Origin of the sequence: Nocardiopsis protaetiae, from assembly GCF_045446735.1 — a bacterium.
GTDB classification, from domain to species: domain Bacteria; phylum Actinomycetota; class Actinomycetes; order Streptosporangiales; family Streptosporangiaceae; genus Nocardiopsis; species Nocardiopsis protaetiae.
Genome location: NZ_JBJJBV010000031.1, coordinates 1 through 18,402 on the forward strand (window position 1 = coordinate 1; position 18,402 = coordinate 18,402).

The window sequence follows — 18,402 nt, forward strand, 5'->3', positions numbered from 1 at the left end:
CCCGCGCCGTTCCCGCACCCCCCGGGGTTCTGACCACTGCCCGCCCTTGCGTACTGTGTGGTTCGGAACACGCACACCTGAAACGGGGGTCACCGACATGGGAGGGCGCACGTCCTGCTCGCTCCGGGTGGCATGGGACGACGGGCTGACGGCCTACGACTTCGGCCCGCAGCATCCGATGGCACCGATCCGGGTCGAGCTGACCATGGCGCTCGCCCGTGAACTGGGAGTCCTGAACGCCCCCGGCGTCTCGCTCCTGGACGTGGAACCCGCCTCCGACGACCTCCTGGAACTGGTGCACGACCGCGCGTACATCGAGGCGGTCAAGCGGGCCGGGCGGACTTTGGAACCGGACGACGCCCACATGCTCGGCACCGCCGACAACCCCGTGTTCAAGGACATGCACGACGCGGCGGCGCTCATCTCCGGCGCCTCCGTCGCCGCGGCCAGGGCGGTGTGGACCGGCGAGTCCGTGCACGCCGCCAACATCGCGGGCGGCCTGCACCACGCCATGCGCGCCAACGCCTGGGGTTTCTGCGTCTACAACGACGCGGCGCTGGCCATCGCCTGGCTGCTGGAACAGGGCGCCAAGCGCGTCGCCTACGTCGACATCGACGTCCACCACGGGGACGGCGTCCAGCGCGCCTTCTACAACGACCCCCGGGTGCTCACCATCAGCCTCCACGAGTCGCCGGTCACCCTGTTCCCGGGCACCGGCCAGGCGGGGGAGACCGGCGGCCCCGACGCCGAGGGGTACTCGGTCAACGTCGCCCTGCCCGCCGGGACCGGCGACAGCGGCTGGCACCGCGCCTTCGACGCGGTGGTCCCGCCGCTGCTGCACGAGTTCCAGCCGGAGATCCTGGTGACCCAGCAGGGCTGCGACACCCACGCCCTGGACCCGCTCGCCAACCTCACGCTCAGCGTGGACGGCCAGCGGCGCGCCTACGCGGAGCTGCACAAGCTGGCCCAGCGCACCGCGGGCGGCCGCTGGGTGCTGTTCGGCGGCGGCGGGTACGGGCTGGTGCACGTGGTGCCCCGGGCCTGGACGCACCTGCTCGCCGAGGCGGCGGGCCGCCCGGTCGACCCCGACTCCGAGACCCCGCAGGCCTGGCGCGACTTCGTCCGGGAACGCACCGGCGAGCTGGCCCCGCTGTACATGACCGACGGCCGTGACGTGGTGTTCTCGCCGTTCGAGGACGGATACGACCCCGGAAATCCGGTGGACCGCGCCATTCACGCCACCCGGACCGCGGTGTTCCCGAGCCACGGTATCGACCCGAGTCTGTGATCACGACACGTTCGGGCGGCTTCTCACGAAGACACCCTTTCGTTCCGATCTCTTCTATTTTCTAACCCGATGTCCGTGATCCCGGTATCGTTTCCGGGTGAGCGATGTCGCCCGGTGAGTGCGGGGGTGAATTCCCGCGGACGGGGCGTGGCGCGCGTCCAGCGGGTAGGAAGAGGTTGAATACCGGGCGAACGTGAGCAGGCGCCGTGGTGGCCGTACGGCGCGTCACGTGTTCGCCCCGACGAGGAAGGGGAACACCTGGTGACGCCGCCGACACGTGCTGAACTCATCTCCCATCTGGTGCGGACGGGAATCGCCGGACACGTCGACACCTCGCGCCAGAACAACCTTCGGCACTATCGGCGCCTGGTCCAGAAGGACCCCTACCACCAGTTCGGCCTCACCTTCTCCCACGACTGGACCTTCTCCGAGGTCCTCGCGCTGATGAGCAAGCGGTGCGGCGTCGTCGGCGACGAGGAGTACGTCTGGGGCATCGACACCATCGACCCCGACCTCACCGTCGACGCCCTGGAGGTCGTCGCAGACCGGCTGGCGCTGGCCGCCGAGCGCCGCGAACGCGTCATGTTCGCCACCGGCCACCCCGACAAGCTCCAGGGCACCTACCGCGTCTGGAAGGACGCCCTGGCCGCCCGCGGCTGCCCCGTCCTCACCGCCGCCGCCGGCTACACCTACGAGGTCACCACCGAACGCCCGCCCAACCGGCGCTTCGTGGTCTGGCGGGACGACGTCGCCATCGTCACCGACGGGCACCTGGCCCGGCACAGCCACCACCCGTTCGCCATGCGGGCCATCCTCGCGGACCTCTCCGACCGCGGGGAGGCATGGCCGCAGTTGGTCATCGCCGATCACGGGTTCGCGGGTGCGGCAGGGGAGGCGGGAGTGCCCACACTGGGGTTCGCCGACTGCAACGACCCCGCCCTCTTTCTTGCGGAACACGAGGGAAAACTACTGGTCACGGTCCCTTTGGACGATGGTTATCTGACCGAGGACTACGCGCCGCTGCGCGATTACGTTCTCGCCCGGGCGGGCCTCTCCTGAGCCGTGGCGGCCATTTATACCCACCGTTAAACCTCACACGGGGTGCCTTCCGCGTATTGCTCGGAAGACACCACAAACGACCTTTCGCAGACGGGAACTCCGCTCTACTCTGAAAACGGACGTGTCAGTAGTGACAGCATGACACGCCGGCATGGCGTTGGGACGGGGCACATACCGGGGTCGCTCCGACCGGCACCACGCCGGGCTGAACTGGTAGGCAATACTCACGTCCGGGAATGAGGGCGTCGGAAGATGAACGGGAGCAAGCCGCCTCTCGAAGAGGTCAGGTTCCTGACCGTGGCGGAGGTCGCCACGATCATGCGAGTGTCCAAGATGACCGTGTACCGCATGGTGCACTCGGGTGTTCTCCCCGCGATCCGCGTGGGGCGCTCCTACCGGGTGCCCGAGCGGGCCGTCCACGACTACCTCCGTGAGGCTTTCGTCGAGGCGGGATGATCGCGGTACGGCCGGGCCGGGTCGGGGTGTGGAGCCCCTCCCGGACGGCCGCCGGAACGCGTAGGGCGGGACACCCGAACCCCCACGGGTGATCCCGCTCTCGTGACGGCCCCGTCCACCAGGGACGCACGCCTCTTGCACCGGGGCGAAGGAACGGGTCCCAGGGTGTCTACTACACTTTGTCGTTGTCGTAGTCCGCCCAGTTCACACCCCGTTCGCGAGGTCTCCTCGATGCCCAGTGCCAGAACCGGCGCGCGGTCCCGTCGCGCTCCGACGCGCCTTGCCGCGGCCGCGGCGGTCGCCGTCCTCGCCCTGACCGGCTGTGCCGGGGGCAACGCGATCGAGACCGGCGGTGAGGACGACCGCTTCATCTCCGGCGACGGCAGCGCCACCGCCTTCCCCGCCGACGAGCGGGTCGACGCGCCCGACGTCTCCGGCACCACCCTGGACGGCGACGAGATCGCGCTGGCCGACTACGCCGGCGGCATCGTCGTCCTCAACGTCTGGGCCAGCTGGTGCGGGCCCTGCCGCACCGAGCAGCCCGTCCTGGACGAGGTGTACGCCGAGTACGCCGACCTGGGCGTGGACTTCCTGGGCGTCAACATCAAGGACGACGACACCGCCGCCCGCACCTACCTCCAGACCAAGGGCGTCGAGTACCCGAGCCTGTACGACCAGCCGGGCGAGGTGCCCCAGGCGTTCCGCGGCACGGTCCCGCCGCGCGCGATCCCCAGCACCCTGGTCATCGACCCGGACGGGCGCATCGCCGCCCGCGTCATCGGGCCGACCACCTACGGCCAGCTCACCGAGCTGCTCAACCCGATCGTCGTGGAGTACGGCCTCGGCGACCCGGAGGAACGGCCCCGGGTGGCCGAGCAGGAGGCCGAGGCACGGGAGTCCGAGGGGGCGGAGGCGCCGGACGAGAGCCCGGAGCCGGGCCCGAGCCCCGACGGGGACGACGCCTGATGGACCCCGTCGGCACCACCGTCCTCACCGGATCCCTCCTCATGGCCGTCCCGCTGGCGCTCGCCGCGGGACTGGTCTCCTTCCTGTCCCCGTGCGTGCTCCCCCTGGTCCCCGGCTACCTCTCGTACGTGACCGGGATGAGCGCCGCCGACGTGCGCGGGCGCACCGCGGTCGGCGGCGGCACCGCCACCCTCGCCGAGGTCGACGACGAACTCGCCGAACGCCGCTGGACCATGGTCACCGGCAGCGTCCTGTTCATCGCCGGGTTCACCCTGGTGTTCGTGGCCGTGGGCGGCTTCATCGGCTGGCTCGGCGACCTCCTGGTCGACTACACCGACCCCATCACCCGGGTCCTGGGCGTGCTGACGGTCGTCCTGGGCCTGGCCTTCATGGGCGTCCTGCCCGGCTTCGCCCGCGAGTTCCGCTTCCACCGCCTGCCCAGGGCGGGGCTGGCCGGCGCGCCCCTGCTCGGGGTGCTCTTCGGCCTGGGCTGGACCCCGTGCATCGGCCCCACCCTGGCGGCCGTGCAGACGCTCGCGTTCGTCGAGGGCGGCGCCGGGCGCGGAATGCTCCTCTCCCTGGCCTACTGTGTGGGCCTGGGCCTGCCGTTCATCGTCGCCTCGCTGCTCTACCGCCGCGCGCTCACCGCCTTCGGGCGGCTCAAGCGCCACACCCGCACGGTCACCGTGATCGGCGGTGCCATGCTCGTCCTGGTCGGCCTGGCGATGGTGACCGGTCTGTGGACCCAGTGGACCATCGCCATGCAGGGCTGGGCCGCCGACTTCCAGACGGTGATCTGATGAGTACGACCACGACCGACACGACCGCGGGCACCGCGGAGGCCGCCGCGGCCGGGCCCAGGGGGCTGGGCCCCCTGGGCTGGCTGCGCTGGGCCTGGCGCGTCCTCACCTCGATGCGGACCGCGCTGATCCTGCTGTTCCTGCTGGCGGTCGGGGCCATCCCCGGCTCGATCCTGCCGCAGAACGTGGTGAGCGTCGACGAGGTCAACAACTACTTCCGGGAGAACCCCGACCTGGCCCCCTGGCTGGACCGGTTCCACCTCTTCGACGTCTTCTCCTCGCCCTGGTACGCGGCCATCTACCTGCTGCTGTTCGTGTCCCTCGCGGGCTGCGTCATCCCGCGCGCCCTGGTGCACGCCCGGGCCGTCCGCGCCCGGCCGGTGCCCACCCCGCGCAACCTGGGCCGGATGCCCTACGCCGCGAGGTTCACCACCGACGCCGACCCCGAGACCGTGCTGGAGCAGGCGGGGAGCGTGCTCAAGCGGTACCGGGTGGACCGCCACGGCGACTCCGTCTCGGCCGAGACCGGCTACCTGCGCGAGGCCGGGAACGTCCTGTTCCACCTGGCCCTGCTCGGCCTGCTGCTGGCACTGGCCGCCGGGTCGTTCTTCGGCTACCGCGGCAACATGCTCGTCGTCGAGGGCGACGGGTTCGCCAACACCCTGCCCTCCTACGACGCGATCTACCCCGGCCACTGGACCGACATGGACGCGATCGCGCCCTTCACGATCCACCTCGACGACTTCGAGGCGGGCTTCATCGAGGAGGGGGACCTGCGCGGGCAGGCCGCCTCCTACGTCGCCGAGCTCGGCTACACCGAGGAGCCCGGCGGCCCCGAGCGGACGCACCGGCTGGAGGTCAACCACCCGCTCAGCGTCTCCGGCGTGCAGGTCTACCTGCTCGGCCACGGGTACGCGCCGGAGTTCGTCGTCCGCAACGGCGACGGCGACGTGGTGTTCGACCAGGCCGTGCCGTTCCTGTACCGGGACACCATGAGCTTCGTGTCCGACGGCGTGGTCAAGGTCCCCGACACCGGGGACGAGGACGCCGCGCAGCTCGGCTTCGTCGGCGTCTTCCTGCCGACCGCCGCCGAGACCCCCGACGGCGAACTGACCTCCAGCTTCCCCGGCGCCACGAACCCGCGGGTCACCCTGGAGGGGTACGCGGGCGACCTGGGCCTGATCGACCCGCAGTCGGTGTACCAGCTGCGCACCGAGGGCATGGAGTCCCTCGGCGAATCCCCGGTCATGGAGATCGGCGACGTCTGGGAGCTGCCCGACGGCGCCGGGTCCATCGAGTTCTCCGGGTACAAGGAGTACGTCAGCCTCCAGGCCAACCGGGACGGTGCCCGGCTGCCCGCGCTGCTCACCGCGGCCACCGCCGTCGGCGGCCTGCTGCTGACCCTGTTCATCCGCCCGCGCCGGGTGTGGGTGCGCGCCACCCGCGGCGAGGACGGCCGGACCCGCGTGGAGCTGGCCGGCCTCGGCAAGACCGAGGTCGCGGGCAACAACGCCGAGTTCCACGAGATCACCACCGAGCTTGCCGCACGACTCCGCAACGGGTCGGACGACAACCCCCAGAACCCTTCCGACACCAGGAGTGACCGGTGACGTACACTCTCGCCGCGCCAGTGAACGAGTCCATGGCGTCGGCCAGCGACACGCTGGTCATCGCCATGATCGTGACCTACGCCGCGGCCCTGTTCCTGTTCGCGATCGAGGCCGCCTACGGGCAGCGGACCAGACTCAAGGCGGGACGGCTGATGCCGGTCGGCGCCGGTGCGGCCGACGGCGGCGCCGACGACGGCATCGAGGTCAACGTCCGCACCACCGAGGGCGAGGCCAAGGCCTCCCAGAGCGTCGTGGGCAAGGTCGCCCTGGGCGTGACCGCCCTGGGCTTCCTCATGGGCCTGGCCCAGATCATCACGCGGGGCGCGGCCGCGGGCCGCTGGCCCTGGGGCAACATGTTCGAGTTCGTGGTGGCGATGTGCCTGGTCGCGGTGGGTGTGCTGCTGTACGCCTCGTTCCGCTACCAGGCCCGCTTCCTGGGCGCGTTCGTGCTGGTCCCGGTGCTGATCCTGCTGGGCATCGGCGTCAAGTGGCTCTACGTCGACCCGGGCCCGCTGATCCCGGCGCTGCACTCCTACTGGGTGCCGATCCACGTCACCGCGGCCATCCTGGCGGGCGGCGCGTTCATGGTCTCCGGCGTCACCGGCATCACCTACCTGGTCTCGCACCGCACCGACGTCAAGCGGGCCGCGGGCGAGCAGGTCGCGGGCATCGCGGGCCGCCTGCCCAGCCCCGAGCTGCTGGACCGGATCTCGCACCGGCTCATCCTGTTCGCGTTCCCGCTGTGGACCTTCGGCATCATCGCCGGGTCGATCTGGGCGGACGAGGCCTGGGGCCGCTTCTGGGGCTGGGACCCCAAGGAGGTCTGGTCGTTCATCTCCTGGGTCGTCTACGCCGCCTACCTGCACGCGCGGGCGACCGGCGGGTGGCGCGGGCCCAAGGCGACGTGGATCAACGTGCTGGGCTTCGCGACGATCCTGTTCAACTTCTTCGCGGTCAACTACATGTTCAGCGGGCTGCACTCCTACGCCTGAGCACGGGCGGGCCCCGTCGAGTCGCGTTCGACCAGGCGGGTGCCCAGGGTGACGACCTCCGGGTCCGCACCCCGCAGCAGCAGGTCGACGGCGGCCCGGCCGGCCGCGTCCGCCGGCATCGCGACGGTGGTCAGGGCGGGCCGGGTGTGCCGGGCGGCCAGGGTGTCGTCGACCCCGACGACGCTCAGCCGCTCCGGGACCGGGACGCCCCGCTCCCGCGCCGCGGCCAGCAGGCCCAGCGCCATCAGGTCGTTGTGGGCCAGGGCCGCGGTGGCGCCGAGCCCGGCCACGGCGTCGAACGCGGCGGCCCCGCCCGCCTCCGTCGGCGGGTGCGGGCCGACCCGGTGCACGCGCACACCGCGTTCGCGGCCGACGGCCTGGGCGGCCAGCGCCGCCCGCCGCCCCGTCCACGAGGCCGCGGGCCCGGACACCAGGGCGATGTCGCGGTGCCCCAGGTCGGCCAGCCGGTCCAGGGCCAGGCCGACCCCCTCGCCGACGTCCATGAGCACACACGGCAGCCCGCGCATCCGGCGGTTGACGACCACCAGGGGCACCTCGGCGGCCAGTTCGCGGACGCGCCGGTCGGTCATCCGGGGCGAGGCCAGGATCAGCCCGTCCACCTGGCCTGCCAGTGACCGGACCGCCTCCTCCTCGACCTCGGCCCGCTCGTCGGTGTCGGCGATGAAGACGTGGTGGTCCCGCGCCCGCGCCTGCTCCTGCACGGCCTTGAGCAGCGGTGGGAAGAACGGGTTGGCGATGTCGGCGACGACCACGCCGAGGTTCCCGGTGCGGCGGGTCGACAGCGCCCGCGCGGCCCGGTTGGGGCGGTAGCCCAGCTCGTCGGCGGCGGCCAGCACCCGGGCCCGCGTTCGCGCGTTGACCAGGTGCGCCGCCGAGAACGCACGGGAGACGGTGGACACGTGGACCCCGCTGACCCGGGCCACGTCCTTGAGCGTCACGGGCATGGCGCCACCCTCTGTGCCAGAGCCCGGAGTGCGGGTGAGCAAACGGTTGCTCCTGCCGGGTTCGAGTTTTCCCATCTTTCCATGGATAGGAGCCTTGCTTCTTTCCGAAGGTTCGACGAGTTTGTTGCAAACGTTTGCAGTCTCATCCCCCAGGAGTGATCATGCGAAGGCAACTCGCCCCCGCCCTCGTCCTCGCGCTGGCCGCGGCGCTGACGGCGGCCCCGCCCGCGGCGGCGGACGACCTCGGCCGGGAGGTGCTCCCCGCGGGCGACGGCTGGGCCTGGGCGGGCGGCGGCACCACCGGCGGGGCGGCCGCCACCGCCGAGAACGTGTTCCGCGTGTCCACCCCGGCCGCGTTCCGGGCGGCCATCGCCGGGGACCAGCCCAAGATCGTGTACGTGGACGGCCTCATCGACGCCAACACCGCCCCCGACGGAACACCGCTGAGCTGCGAGGACTACGCGGCCGACGGCTACTCGCTCCAGGAGTACCTGGACACCTACGACCCCGAGGTGTGGGGCTGGGAGGACCCGTCCGGCCCGCTGGAGGAGGCCCGGGTCGCCTCGCGGGCGGCGCAGTCCCAGCGCATCCGCTACCGGGTCGGCTCCAACACGACCATCGTCGGGGTGGCCGACCGCGGCGAGCTCACCGGGATGAACCTGCTCGTCCAGGACGCGCACAACGTCATCCTGCGCAACCTGACCTTCTCCGACACCCACGACTGCTTCCCCGGCTGGGACCCCGGCGACGGACAGACCGGCAACTGGAACTCCGAGTACGACCACGTCGAGGTCTCCGGCTCCCGGAACGTGTGGATCGCAAACAACACCTTCGACGACGGCGAACGCCCCGGCGAAGCGCAGCCCGAGTACTTCGGCCGCAAGTACGAGGTGCACGACGGCCTGCTCGACATCGTGCGCGCCGCCGACCTGGTGACCGTGTCGTGGAACCACTTCGACGGCCGGGACAAGGCCCTGCTGCTGGGCAACAGCGACGGCCGCACCACCGACCGCGGGTACCTTCGGGTGACCTGGCACCACAACCACTTCGACGGGCTGGGCCAGCGCGCCCCGCGGGTGCGGTTCGGCCAGGTCCACGTCTACAACAACCTCTACACGGTGAGCGGCGACCTGTACCAGTACGCCCTGGGCGCGGGGGTCGAGTCGGAGCTGTACGTGGAGAACAACCTGTTCGACCTGCGCGACGGCCACACCGCCGACACCCTGCTCTACAACTGGGGCGGCACGGACGTGGCCGGGGGCGGGAACGCGCTCATGACCGGGGGAGCGGGCCGGATCACCGGCGTCGACCTGGTCGCCGAGCACAACACGGCCTACCCGGACCGGGCCCTGGGCTCGGAGGTCACCTGGGTCCCGCGGCACACCACCGGGGTCCAGCCGGTGCACGCCCTGCGCGGCCTGGAGCGGAAGGTGGGCGCGGGGCTGCGCTGACGCGGAACGACGCAGGGGGCCGCTCCGGGATGCGGAGCGGCCCCCTGCGGCGCAGGGACCCGTGCGGGCCCTGATGTCGGGCGGTCTACTCGTCGGGGTCGATCCGGCGATCGAGGCCGCGCAGGAAGTCGGGGTCGTCGTCCGGGCCGAGCGGGTGCGGACTGTTGGAGGGCTTGGCGAAGTCCGACGGGTCGAGGTCGTCGATCGAGGCGGCGGCCTGAGCCGGGGAGGCCGCGGCGCCCCATACGGCGGCGGACTTGCGCGGCCGTCCCAGGAACAGCCACAGGATCGAGCCCACGGGCATGAACAGCGCGATCACGACCAGCCAGAGGATCTTCGGAAGGTTCCGGGCATCCTGGGCCGGGGTGGTCAGCGCGTCGAAGAACGCGTACACCCAGAGAACGACCGACACGAGCGTGATCAGGCCACCTAGCCACACCATGATTCCAGCCTATCTCTCGCTGTCCACTCCCCATGGTCGGGCCGACTCCCACGGCCGTGACACCGCCGCGCCGTACGCGGCGAGGGGACCGCGGAGACCGGCGTGGCGATCCGGGTTGCGGTGGTACGGCTCCGGCGCATCGGCGCGATGTCCCGGAACCGGAAAGGGGGTGCGGCTCCCTTCCCCTGAGGTCCGTGCGGGACCTCGGGATGCCTCTCGGGGATGCGTCCCCTGGGGTCAGGAACTGCTCTCGCTCGGCTCGCCGAGCAGCAGGGCGCGGACTTCGGACTCCCGGAAGCGGCGGTGGCCGCCGGGGGTTCTGATGCTGCTGATCCGCCCGGAGGCGGCCCAACGGGTGACGGTCTTGGGATCAACCCGGAAGAGTGAGGCCACTTCCCCGGGGGTCAACAGGCGTTCGCTTGCTCGTTCCACCTTCACATTCCCCCAATCGTGCCCGCCTCGGACTGTGGGGGCGGCGGGCGTTTGATCCCCTAGTGTGCATGAGTTGGTCCGTTTCCTCCCTAGTTTTCGGAGAAATTGCGGTGTTGGGGGGAGGAGTACGGGATATGTGACCGTAACGTGATGTTCGGGCCCTGCTGTCGGGATTGGAAACATCCCATGACTATCTGAATCCAGGCCAGGAGCCCGCTCACCCGCGCGGATGGACACACGCCGACCCGGTGCGCACCCCCGGGCACCCACCCTTAACCTGGAGGTGAGAGCACATGAGCGCGCCGCGATCGGCCTCGTCGAGAGGTCGACCCCCCGGAAACCGCGAAAGCGGACCGGTCATCTCGTGCGTTGATGGGCGTAGCGACCAATCTAGTCCAGGTAATCGTCTGTTGTGAGGCTTTTCGATGCGTAGCTGGCTGCCCTATACCGCTGCCCGCGTGGGACTGTTCCTGGCGGCGTTCGGAGTGGTGTACCTGTTCGGCGCCCGCTCGTGGATGGCACTCATCCTCGCCTGGCTGGTCAGCGGCCTGGCCTCCTACGTCCTGCTGTCCTCCCTGCGCGACCGGATGTCGGCCACCGTGGTCGACCGGATCGAGCGCAACCGCGGCTCCCTGCTGACCGACCGCCTCGACGGCGGCGCCGCCCGCGAGGATCACCTCCAGGAGGCCGCCGACACCCCGGCCGGGGAGAAGCCGACCGCGGAGAAGGCGGAGGCGGCCGAGGAGACCCCGGCCGCCCCCAAGGAGTCCTAGGACTCCTGGGCCGTCGGCTCGGGCACCGGCTCGGGCCGGTCCAGCCCGTGCGCGGCCCGCCCGAACAGCGGCGCCAGCGCGAACAGCAGGTAGATCCCGGCCCCGGCCAGTACCGCCGGCGCGATCCCCACCAGGGCCACCGTCGTTCCCATCAGCGGCCCGCCCAGGGGCGCGGCGAGCCGCACCAGCGCGCCGATGGTCGCCGTGCCCCGGCCCACCGCCTCCGGCGGCAGCCGCTCGAACAGCACCGCGCCCAGGATCGGGTTGAGCAGTCCGCCGAACACCCCGCTGGCCGCGAACACCGCCAGCACCACCCACAGCGGGCCGTCCAGGGCCAGCACCGCGATGTGCGGCGGCCCGGCCAGCGCCAGCCCGACGAAGAACGTCAGCCGGCGCGGGAGGCGGTGCCCGACGGCCGTCGCCACCAGCGAGCCCAGCACCGAGGCCGCGCCCAGGGCGCCGCCGACCAGCCCCACCACCTCGGGGCCCATCCCGTTCTCGAACACCCACACCGGCAGGACCAGCGAGAACACGGCCATGTCGATCGCGTTGGTCACCGCCGCCACCAGCACCAGGGTGCGCAGCGTGGGGTCGCACCAGATCACCCGGAACCCCGAGAGCAGGCTGTTCAGGTAGCCGCCCCCGGCGGCCTCCGCGACCGGCGCGCCGACCCGGACCGCGCCCAGCACCAGCGCGGACAGCACCAGCAGCACCGCGTTCCCGTACAGCGCGGGCAGCGTGCCCACCGCCGCCACCACACCGCCCGCGACCAGCGGGCCGACGGTCTGCGACAGCCGGTCCACCGTCCCGGTCAGGCCGGTCACCCGCTCGATCCGCATCCCGGTCGCCGCGGCCACCGCGGGCGCCAGCGACACCTTGGACGCCTCACCCGGCCCCGCGGCCAGGCCGATGACCGTCACCAGCACCAGCAGCAGCGGGAAGGACAGCACCCCGGCCGCGTGCGCCACGGGCACGCACAGCACCGCGACGGCCCCCACCAGGTCCGCCCGGATGCTCATCACCCGCTGCCCCCACCGGTCCAGCAGCGGCCCGCCCAGCAGTCGGGCCAGGGCGTAGGAGCCCACCTCGAAGAAGGCGACCACGCCCATGTACACGGGGCTGCCGGTGGTCTCCAGCACGAACCAGGGGATGGCGATCAGCGCCAGCCGCGTCGCGGTGTAGCTCAGGGTCTCGGCCAGGAGCAGGCCGACGACGGGGTTCACCGCTCGTCCGGGTCGGGGAAGGCGGCGAACTGGACGTGCACGGCCCTGCTCCCCGGAGCGGACTCCTCGTGCGCGTACCGGTCCAGCACCTCCTTGACGTCCCGGCGCAGCCCGTCCAGCTGCTCCATGGTCAGCCGCGTCCAGCGCCCGGCCATCACCTGCGCCTCGCGCCAGCCCTCGGGCTGGGCCGCCCACGCGCCGATCGCCGCCGTCAGGTCGCGGCTCCAGCTCGTCGCGATCGCCAGCCGCACGGCGGTGCTCAGCTCGGGCTCCTCGGTGTCCAGGTGCTCGGGGAACCGGAAGCCCCGGTGGCTGGCCTTCCACCACCGCTCCCGGGAGGTGCCCAGCTCCGGGTCCTCCTCGATGAACCCGTGCGTCTCCAGCTGCCGCAGGTGGTAGCTCACCGACGCCGAGGACACGTCCAGCCGCTCGGCCAGCGTCTTGCCGGTCGCGGGGCCCTGCCCCTGCAACAGGTCCATGATGTGCATCCGCAGCGGATGCGCCAGCCCGCGCAGTGACCGCGCGTCCAGGTGCTTGGAGTTCTCGAACACATCGCGAGGGGTCTCTTCACTCATACCCGGCACTCTAAACGCCCAAGGGTTCTTGGCCAAGTCATCTTGGCCAAGAACCCTTGGGTGAACCTCCCGCCCTCGTCGGGGAGGGGGCATGTCCAGAAGTTTTCTAGTTTTCTGGGCGCTTGCCGATCTATGTCCCTAGTCTTAAGCTCATGGTGAATAAGAGGATCAGGGCGAGGGTGCTGCTCGCCCTCGTACGCAAGCGAGCACGTGAGCGTGGACTGCGCTTGGCGGAGGCCAAGGGCAGGGGGAAGGGATCACACCAGATTTATCTCCTGTGGGACGGAGACGCACAGGTCGGTAGGTTCGTTCTCCCGCATCACCCTGGAGACCTTGGTTGGTCCGTGCTTCAGAGCATCGAAGACGGACTGGCGCATCTGTTCGGCGAGAAGTGGATGGAGAAGTGATGACCCACTACACCGTGACCGTCACCAGAGACGAGGACCTGTGGGCGGTTCACATCGACGGCCTGCCCAAAGGTGTTATCGGCGCCATCGACTACATTCACTTCTCCGAGATCCGAGCAGAGGTTCCGGAAGTCGTCGCCGACCTGACCGACAGCTCTCCTGAGGACTTCACGATCATCTGGCGCTACGAGCTCGACGGCCGGGACGTCACCGAGGAGCTCTCCAGCTTCATCGAGGTCGAAGAGCGTTTCCACCGGGTCATCGAGGAGCACGAGAGCGGCAGGAGCCGGGCACTGGAGGCCATGCAGGAGGCGGGGCTGTCCCAGCGGACCATGGCCGATGTGGTCAACCTGTCCCACCAGCGTGTGCAGCAGTTGCTGAACGGGCTCGGCGGCACCGCCCGGCGGGGGCGCAAACCGGGCAAACGCACGGCGGTGTGAGGGTGGGCCCCGGCCTCCGGCCGGGGCCCACCGGCGTCAGGGGAGGGGGAACATGCCGAGGCGGGCGTGGTACTCGCCGGCCAGGCGTTCGGTGTCGCTGCCGACGTAGAGGCCGTCGGAGGTGGCGAGCAGGGCCTCGACGCCGTGGCCGCGGGAGCGGCCCGGGTTCCAGGCCAGGGCGCGGCCGGTGCGCGGGTCGACGGCGGCGATGCCCTCGCGGGCGACCGAGCCCGGGCCCGGGTTGAGCGCGCCCTGCTCGTTGTCCATCCAGCGCTGGTGGCCGCCCGCGTACACCGCGGCGCCGGTCACCTCGACCGAGTACAGGGAGTCGCCGCCGGTCTTGTTGACCCAGGTGGGCTCGGCGTCGGGCCTGTCGGTGTTCTCGAACCGCACCACCGCCTTGCACAGCCCCGGCTTGACCTGCGGGCCGCCCGCCGTGACCAGCGCGAAGTAGGAGCCGTCCGGCGCGTAGTCCATCTGCCGCATGTAGGTGTGCATGGCCGAGTAGTCGCACTGGGGCTCGAACGCCTTGGTCGACCACCCGGTGGGTTTGCCCGTCGCGGTGTCCAGCACGGCGATCTGGTACCGGTCCTGCCCGTCCACCTTGGTGAACGTGCCGCTGATCGCCAGCCGCCGCCCGTCCGGGCTCAGCGCCAGCTCCTGCACCCGCAGCCCGCCGCGGCGCTGCTCGGAGATGCGCGGGGCGAACCCGGTGTCCAGCGCCCCGGTGGTCGCGTCCAGGCGGGCGATGCCCAGCCGGGAGGTCCCGCCGATCCCGGGGAAGGACCCGCCGACGTACAGCCGGTTCCCGTCGGAGGCCAGCCGGTAGGCGGACCCGCCGTCCAGGGTGGCGGTGAACGCCGCGACCCGCGAGCCGTCGTGGAGCCGCATCCGGGCCAGCCCGCGGGCCGGGGTGCTGTTGACCGACCGGAACGTGCCGCCGATGATCACCGTCCCGTCGGGCCCGGGGACGACGGAGGTGACGGTCCCGTCCACGCGCGGGGCGAAGTCGCGGATGATCCGCCCGGTGCCGTGCTCGAACGCGAAGACGTTGCGCAGCTCGTGGGTGCGCCCACCGTCGGCGTCGGAGACCCGGCCGAACTCCCCGGCGACGACGACGGTGTTCCCGATCCGCACGATGTCCTTGACCGTCCCGTCCAGGACGTGCGGCGTCCACTGGACCGGGCGTTCGCTCACCACGGACCGGTGCGCGGTGGTGCCCGCGGCCGCCGGAGTCGCGGCCCCGAGGGGGACCAGCAGGGCCAGGCCCAGCGCCAGGGCGGTGAACTTCGGTTTCACGTGGTGTTCTCCTCGGTCGCGCGACGGGGAAGGGACACGACCGATTCTTGCAAAGAGTCGCGCCTAAATCACATACAGTAACGAAATCCGTGCGCTCGGGGGCCCGCCCCGCGGCACGGTGACACCCGGGCGGCCGTAGGCTGGTGGGCATGGCCCGCGCTGAACTCGACAAGAAGCCCCAGGACGTCGCGGCGATGTTCGACGGCATCGCCGACCGTTACGACCTCGTCAACGACGTCATCTCCCTCGGTCAGGACCGCGCCTGGCGCCGGTCGACCGTGAACGCCGTCGACGCCCACAGCGGAGAGCTGGTCCTGGACCTGGCCGCGGGCACCGGCACCTCCTCGGAGTCCTTCATCCGCAAGGGCGCCCGCGTGATCGCCTGCGACTTCTCGCTGGGCATGCTGTCCACGGGGGTCCGCCGCCGCGGCGGCGCGTCCAGGGGCGGGGTCACCTTCGTCGCGGGCGACGCGCTGCACCTGCCCTTCGCCGACGAGACCTTCGACGCGGTGACGATCTCGTTCGGCCTGCGCAACGTCAACGACGTGGACCGGGCCCTGCGCGAGCTGCTGCGGGTCACCAAGGTCGGCGGCCGCGTGGTGATCTGCGAATTCAGTCACATTCCGGTGGAATTCGTCGACCGCCTGTACTCGACCTACCTGATGGCCGCGCTGCCCAGGATCGCGGGCGCGGTGTCGGGCAAGGGAGAGTCCTACAACTACCTCTCGGAGTCGATCATGGCCTGGCCCGCCCAGGCCGACCTGGCCCGACACCTCCAGGACGCGGGCTGGTCCCGGGTGGCCTGGCGGAACCTGTCGTGCGGCATCGTGGCCCTCCACCGCGGCTTCCGCGAGAAGTAGAAACCGACATACGACGCACTGAGCTGCTTACTTCTTAAATAGCTTCAAAGCTCGCAAAACCCGGGGAACTCTGTGTTCCCCGGGTTTTTGTTGTGCCCTCTGTGGCGGGTGTGGCAATGAAAAGGGCGATGAGCTGCATATCTGTCAGCCTGTGGTGGCTTTGGTGTCTCTCGTGTGCCTATGGGGCGATTGAGAATGTTTCGCTACGTATACCCCCCGGGGGTCGCAACCCGGCCCGCAGGGGGCTAGACTGCCGAAAAGAAGCTTGTGAAGTGCTTCACAAGGGCACGAGGGATGCGACACATGGCCCTATGTCCGACATGACATAAGTCCCTAACCGTACAAAGCACGTGGTCACGGCCCCCGCACGCAGAGCCACCGGCAGGACCGTAACCCCGTCGCCCCATAACGCCGAGAGAACACGACAGGACAGCCCCCCGTGAGCGGGTCGAACCCCGCACTGGCCCGCCACGGTGCATCCGCGCGAGCAGTCGAGGACACACCCGTGAGCGAGACAGCCACCTCCTCTCCCGCCCTCAGAGGCCGAGGCCGGGACCGCGTCGAGTACGACGCCGACGTCATCGTCGTCGGCGCCGGACCGTCCGGCTCCACCACCGCCTACTACCTGGCGCAGGCAGGACTCGACGTCCTGCTGCTGGAGAAGACCGCCTTCCCACGCGAGAAGGTCTGCGGCGACGGCCTCACCCCCCGGGCGGTCAAGCAGCTCACCGCCATGGGCGTCACCTTCGAGGACGAGGGCTGGGTCAAGAACCACGGCCTGCGCATCGTCGGCGCCGGCGCCCGCCTCGAACTCCCCTGGCCCGACCTGGCCGCCTACCCGGGTTTCGGCCTGGTGCGCACCCGCTTCGACTTCGACCAGATCCTGGTCGACCGCGCCGTCACCGCCGGCGCCAAACTCCTGGAGCGCACCACCGTCACCGGCCCCCTCATGGACGAGCGCAGCAACCGCATCGTCGGGGTCCACGCCAAGAACGCCGACCGCGAACCCGTGTCCTTCCGGGCGCCGCTGGTCGTGGCCGCCGACGGCAACTCCTCCCGGCTCTCCGTCGCCATGGGCATCCGCAAGCGCGACGACCGCCCCATGGGCGTGGCCGTGCGCACCTACTTCACCAGCCCCCGCCACGACGACGACTACCTGGAGTCCTGGCTGGAGCTGTGGGACAGGAGCGGCGACAGGGACGTGCTGCTCCCCGGCTACGGCTGGATCTTCGGCGTCGGCGACGGCACCTGCAACATCGGCCTGGGCATCCTCAACTCCACGGCCTCCTTCCAGGACGTCGACTACCGCAGGCTGCTGCGGCGCTGGACCGACTCCATGCCGCCGGAGTGGGGCTTCACCGAGGAGAACCAGACCACCCCCATCCGCGGCGCCGCCCTGCCCATGGGCTTCAACCGCGTCCCGCACTACTCGCGCGGCCTGATGCTCGTCGGCGACGCGGGCGGCATGGTCAACCCCTTCAACGGCGAGGGCATCGCCTACGCCATGGAGGCGGGGAACATCGCCGCCGACGTGATCGTGCAGGCGCACGGCCGCTCCACCCAGCAGACCCGCGAGCGCGCCCTGCTGCGCTACCCGCAGGTCCTCGCCGACACCTACGGCGGCTACTACACGCTGGGCCGCTACTTCGTGAAGATGATCGGCCAGCCCGAGTTCATGAAGTACGCGACCAAGTACGGCCTGCGCCAGCGCACCCTCATGAAGTTCGCGCTCAAGATGCTCGCCAACCTCACCGAACCCACGCAGGGCGACGCCATGGACCGGGTCATCAACGGCCTGTCCAGGATCGCCCCCGCGGCATAAGCGGACCCGCCCCTCCGGGCGGGGCCCCGCAGCCGCGACCGGGGACGACGGGACGGATCAGAGAAGAGCCCGCACAAGTGAAAGCAATCACAAGCGCGACGCCCCGCGGCCGCGCCGATCAGCCGGAAGGAGGGTGACCGGTGGAGCTCTACGCACCGATTTTCGTGCTCGGCGGGATCGGAGCCGCGTTCGTCGTGGTGTCCATGGTCGCCGGGGCGCTGCTGGGGCCCAAGAGGTACAACCGCGCCAAGATGCAGGCCTACGAGTGCGGCATCGAGCCCACTCCGCAGCCCGCGGGCGGCGGCCGTTTCACCGTCAAGTACTACCTGACGGCGATGATGTTCATCGTCTTCGACATCGAGATCATCTTCCTCATCCCCTGGGCCGTGCACTTCGACGCCCTCGGCTGGTTCGGACTGATCGCGATCGTCCTCTTCCTGGTGAACGTGTCCATCGCCTACGCCTACGAGTGGCGCCGCGGAGGCCTGGAATGGGACTGACCCCGCGACCCCCCGCACCCCGCGTCCGCACCCCGCAGCCCC

19 protein-coding genes are annotated in these 18,402 nt (G+C 70.8%); 13 read left to right on the forward strand and 6 right to left on the reverse strand.

The window, feature by feature from the left end:
- Positions 1–127: 127 nt before the first annotated feature.
- The 7 genes from ACJOT3_RS07605 (at position 128) to ccsB (ending at position 7,171) form a co-directional block, all read left to right on the forward strand.
- The gene (locus tag ACJOT3_RS07605; protein WP_406970351.1) at positions 128–1,288 is read left to right on the forward strand and encodes an acetoin utilization protein AcuC; all 1,161 of its coding nucleotides are present in this window, start codon (positions 128–130) and stop codon (positions 1,286–1,288) included.
- A 261-nt stretch (positions 1,289–1,549) separates the two neighbouring features.
- A complete protein-coding gene (locus tag ACJOT3_RS07610; protein ID WP_406970257.1) occupies positions 1,550–2,347 on the forward strand; it encodes a phosphatase in 798 nt (265 codons plus the stop codon).
- 252 nt (positions 2,348–2,599) lie between these two features.
- The gene (locus tag ACJOT3_RS07615) at positions 2,600–2,803 is read left to right on the forward strand and encodes a helix-turn-helix domain-containing protein (protein WP_013155995.1); all 204 of its coding nucleotides are present in this window, start codon (positions 2,600–2,602) and stop codon (positions 2,801–2,803) included.
- A 231-nt stretch (positions 2,804–3,034) separates the two neighbouring features.
- Entirely contained in the window at positions 3,035–3,769 is a 735-nt protein-coding gene (locus tag ACJOT3_RS07620; RefSeq protein ID WP_406970260.1) for a TlpA family protein disulfide reductase, read from the forward strand.
- Positions 3,769–4,569 carry a cytochrome c biogenesis CcdA family protein gene (locus ACJOT3_RS07625; RefSeq protein WP_406970262.1) on the forward strand — a complete coding sequence of 267 codons (801 nt, stop codon included), beginning with the start codon at positions 3,769–3,771 and terminating at the stop codon, positions 4,567–4,569. The genes ACJOT3_RS07620 and ACJOT3_RS07625 overlap by 1 nt, the downstream gene beginning before the upstream one ends.
- Positions 4,569–6,179, forward strand: coding sequence for a cytochrome c biogenesis protein ResB (gene resB / locus ACJOT3_RS07630; protein WP_406970264.1), 1,611 nt, complete (start codon positions 4,569–4,571; stop codon positions 6,177–6,179). Before ACJOT3_RS07625 ends, resB begins: the two co-directional genes overlap by 1 nt.
- A complete protein-coding gene (gene ccsB, locus ACJOT3_RS07635) occupies positions 6,176–7,171 on the forward strand; it encodes a c-type cytochrome biogenesis protein CcsB (protein WP_406970266.1) in 996 nt (331 codons plus the stop codon). The genes resB and ccsB overlap by 4 nt, the downstream gene beginning before the upstream one ends.
- On the opposite strand, the gene ACJOT3_RS07640 is transcribed toward ccsB, so the two are convergent.
- Complete coding sequence (locus tag ACJOT3_RS07640; RefSeq protein ID WP_406970268.1) at positions 7,162–8,136, reverse strand: LacI family DNA-binding transcriptional regulator; 975 nt, start codon at positions 8,134–8,136, stop codon at positions 7,162–7,164. The two genes, ccsB and ACJOT3_RS07640, sit on opposite strands and share 10 nt — an antisense overlap.
- A 161-nt stretch (positions 8,137–8,297) precedes the next feature.
- Here ACJOT3_RS07640 and ACJOT3_RS07645 point away from each other — a divergent pair, with 161 nt between their 5' ends.
- Complete coding sequence (locus ACJOT3_RS07645; protein ID WP_406970270.1) at positions 8,298–9,587, forward strand: pectate lyase family protein; 1,290 nt, start codon at positions 8,298–8,300, stop codon at positions 9,585–9,587.
- Between the two features lie 85 nt (positions 9,588–9,672).
- On the opposite strand, the gene ACJOT3_RS07650 is transcribed toward ACJOT3_RS07645, so the two are convergent.
- The gene (locus ACJOT3_RS07650) at positions 9,673–10,029 is read right to left on the reverse strand and encodes a PLD nuclease N-terminal domain-containing protein (protein ID WP_406970272.1); all 357 of its coding nucleotides are present in this window, start codon (positions 10,027–10,029) and stop codon (positions 9,673–9,675) included.
- Positions 10,030–10,266: 237 nt separating this feature from the next.
- Positions 10,267–10,467, reverse strand: coding sequence for a BldC family transcriptional regulator (locus ACJOT3_RS07655; RefSeq protein WP_220563472.1), 201 nt, complete (start codon positions 10,465–10,467; stop codon positions 10,267–10,269).
- Positions 10,468–10,886: 419 nt separating this feature from the next.
- Between ACJOT3_RS07655 and ACJOT3_RS07660 the strand changes: the two genes are divergently transcribed.
- Positions 10,887–11,234: a DUF4229 domain-containing protein gene (locus tag ACJOT3_RS07660; RefSeq protein ID WP_406970274.1), complete on the forward strand. Its 348-nt coding sequence runs from the start codon at positions 10,887–10,889 to the stop codon at positions 11,232–11,234.
- Here the strand turns inward: ACJOT3_RS07660 and ACJOT3_RS07665 are convergent.
- Both ACJOT3_RS07665 and ACJOT3_RS07670 read right to left on the reverse strand, forming a co-directional pair.
- Positions 11,231–12,457 carry an MFS transporter gene (locus ACJOT3_RS07665; RefSeq protein ID WP_406970276.1) on the reverse strand — a complete coding sequence of 409 codons (1,227 nt, stop codon included), beginning with the start codon at positions 12,455–12,457 and terminating at the stop codon, positions 11,231–11,233. The genes ACJOT3_RS07660 and ACJOT3_RS07665 overlap by 4 nt on opposite strands.
- Complete coding sequence (locus ACJOT3_RS07670; protein WP_406970278.1) at positions 12,454–13,032, reverse strand: helix-turn-helix domain-containing protein; 579 nt, start codon at positions 13,030–13,032, stop codon at positions 12,454–12,456. Before ACJOT3_RS07670 ends, ACJOT3_RS07665 begins: the two co-directional genes overlap by 4 nt.
- Positions 13,033–13,438: 406 nt before the next feature.
- Between ACJOT3_RS07670 and ACJOT3_RS07675 the strand changes: the two genes are divergently transcribed.
- Positions 13,439–13,879, forward strand: coding sequence for a hypothetical protein (locus tag ACJOT3_RS07675; RefSeq protein WP_406970280.1), 441 nt, complete (start codon positions 13,439–13,441; stop codon positions 13,877–13,879).
- Positions 13,880–13,915: 36 nt separating this feature from the next.
- On the opposite strand, the gene ACJOT3_RS07680 is transcribed toward ACJOT3_RS07675, so the two are convergent.
- Complete coding sequence (locus ACJOT3_RS07680) at positions 13,916–15,178, reverse strand: delta-60 repeat domain-containing protein (RefSeq protein ID WP_406970282.1); 1,263 nt, start codon at positions 15,176–15,178, stop codon at positions 13,916–13,918.
- Between the two features lie 149 nt (positions 15,179–15,327).
- Here ACJOT3_RS07680 and ACJOT3_RS07685 point away from each other — a divergent pair, with 149 nt between their 5' ends.
- The 3 genes from ACJOT3_RS07685 to ACJOT3_RS07695 all read left to right on the forward strand — a co-directional run bounded on the left by ACJOT3_RS07685 (position 15,328) and on the right by ACJOT3_RS07695 (position 18,360).
- On the forward strand, positions 15,328–16,038 hold the full coding sequence (locus ACJOT3_RS07685; RefSeq protein WP_406970284.1) for a demethylmenaquinone methyltransferase: 711 nt from the start codon (positions 15,328–15,330) through the stop codon (positions 16,036–16,038).
- Positions 16,039–16,543: 505 nt separating this feature from the next.
- Positions 16,544–17,860: a geranylgeranyl reductase family protein gene (locus ACJOT3_RS07690; RefSeq protein WP_406970286.1), complete on the forward strand. Its 1,317-nt coding sequence runs from the start codon at positions 16,544–16,546 to the stop codon at positions 17,858–17,860.
- 140 nt (positions 17,861–18,000) lie between these two features.
- Complete coding sequence (locus ACJOT3_RS07695; protein WP_306367399.1) at positions 18,001–18,360, forward strand: NADH-quinone oxidoreductase subunit A; 360 nt, start codon at positions 18,001–18,003, stop codon at positions 18,358–18,360.
- The last annotated feature ends 42 nt before the right edge of the window (positions 18,361–18,402 follow it).

Bases quoted from the DNA above. Each gene is read 5' to 3' on its own strand.
- ACJOT3_RS07615 (WP_013155995.1), top strand. From the start codon at position 2,600: ATGAACGGGAGCAAGCCGCCTCTCGAAGAGGTCAGGTTCCTGACCGTG.
- ACJOT3_RS07620 (WP_406970260.1), top strand. From the start codon at position 3,035: ATGCCCAGTGCCAGAACCGGCGCGCGGTCCCGTCGCGCTCCGACGCGC.
- ACJOT3_RS07625 (WP_406970262.1), top strand. From the start codon at position 3,769: ATGGACCCCGTCGGCACCACCGTCCTCACCGGATCCCTCCTCATGGCC.
- resB (WP_406970264.1), top strand. From the start codon at position 4,569: ATGAGTACGACCACGACCGACACGACCGCGGGCACCGCGGAGGCCGCC.
- ACJOT3_RS07640 (WP_406970268.1), bottom strand. From the start codon at position 8,136: ATGCCCGTGACGCTCAAGGACGTGGCCCGGGTCAGCGGGGTCCACGTG.
- ACJOT3_RS07645 (WP_406970270.1), top strand. From the start codon at position 8,298: ATGCGAAGGCAACTCGCCCCCGCCCTCGTCCTCGCGCTGGCCGCGGCG.
- ACJOT3_RS07650 (WP_406970272.1), bottom strand. From the start codon at position 10,029: ATGGTGTGGCTAGGTGGCCTGATCACGCTCGTGTCGGTCGTTCTCTGG.
- ACJOT3_RS07660 (WP_406970274.1), top strand. From the start codon at position 10,887: ATGCGTAGCTGGCTGCCCTATACCGCTGCCCGCGTGGGACTGTTCCTG.
- ACJOT3_RS07670 (WP_406970278.1), bottom strand. From the start codon at position 13,032: ATGAGTGAAGAGACCCCTCGCGATGTGTTCGAGAACTCCAAGCACCTG.
- ACJOT3_RS07675 (WP_406970280.1), top strand. From the start codon at position 13,439: ATGACCCACTACACCGTGACCGTCACCAGAGACGAGGACCTGTGGGCG.
- ACJOT3_RS07685 (WP_406970284.1), top strand. From the start codon at position 15,328: ATGGCCCGCGCTGAACTCGACAAGAAGCCCCAGGACGTCGCGGCGATG.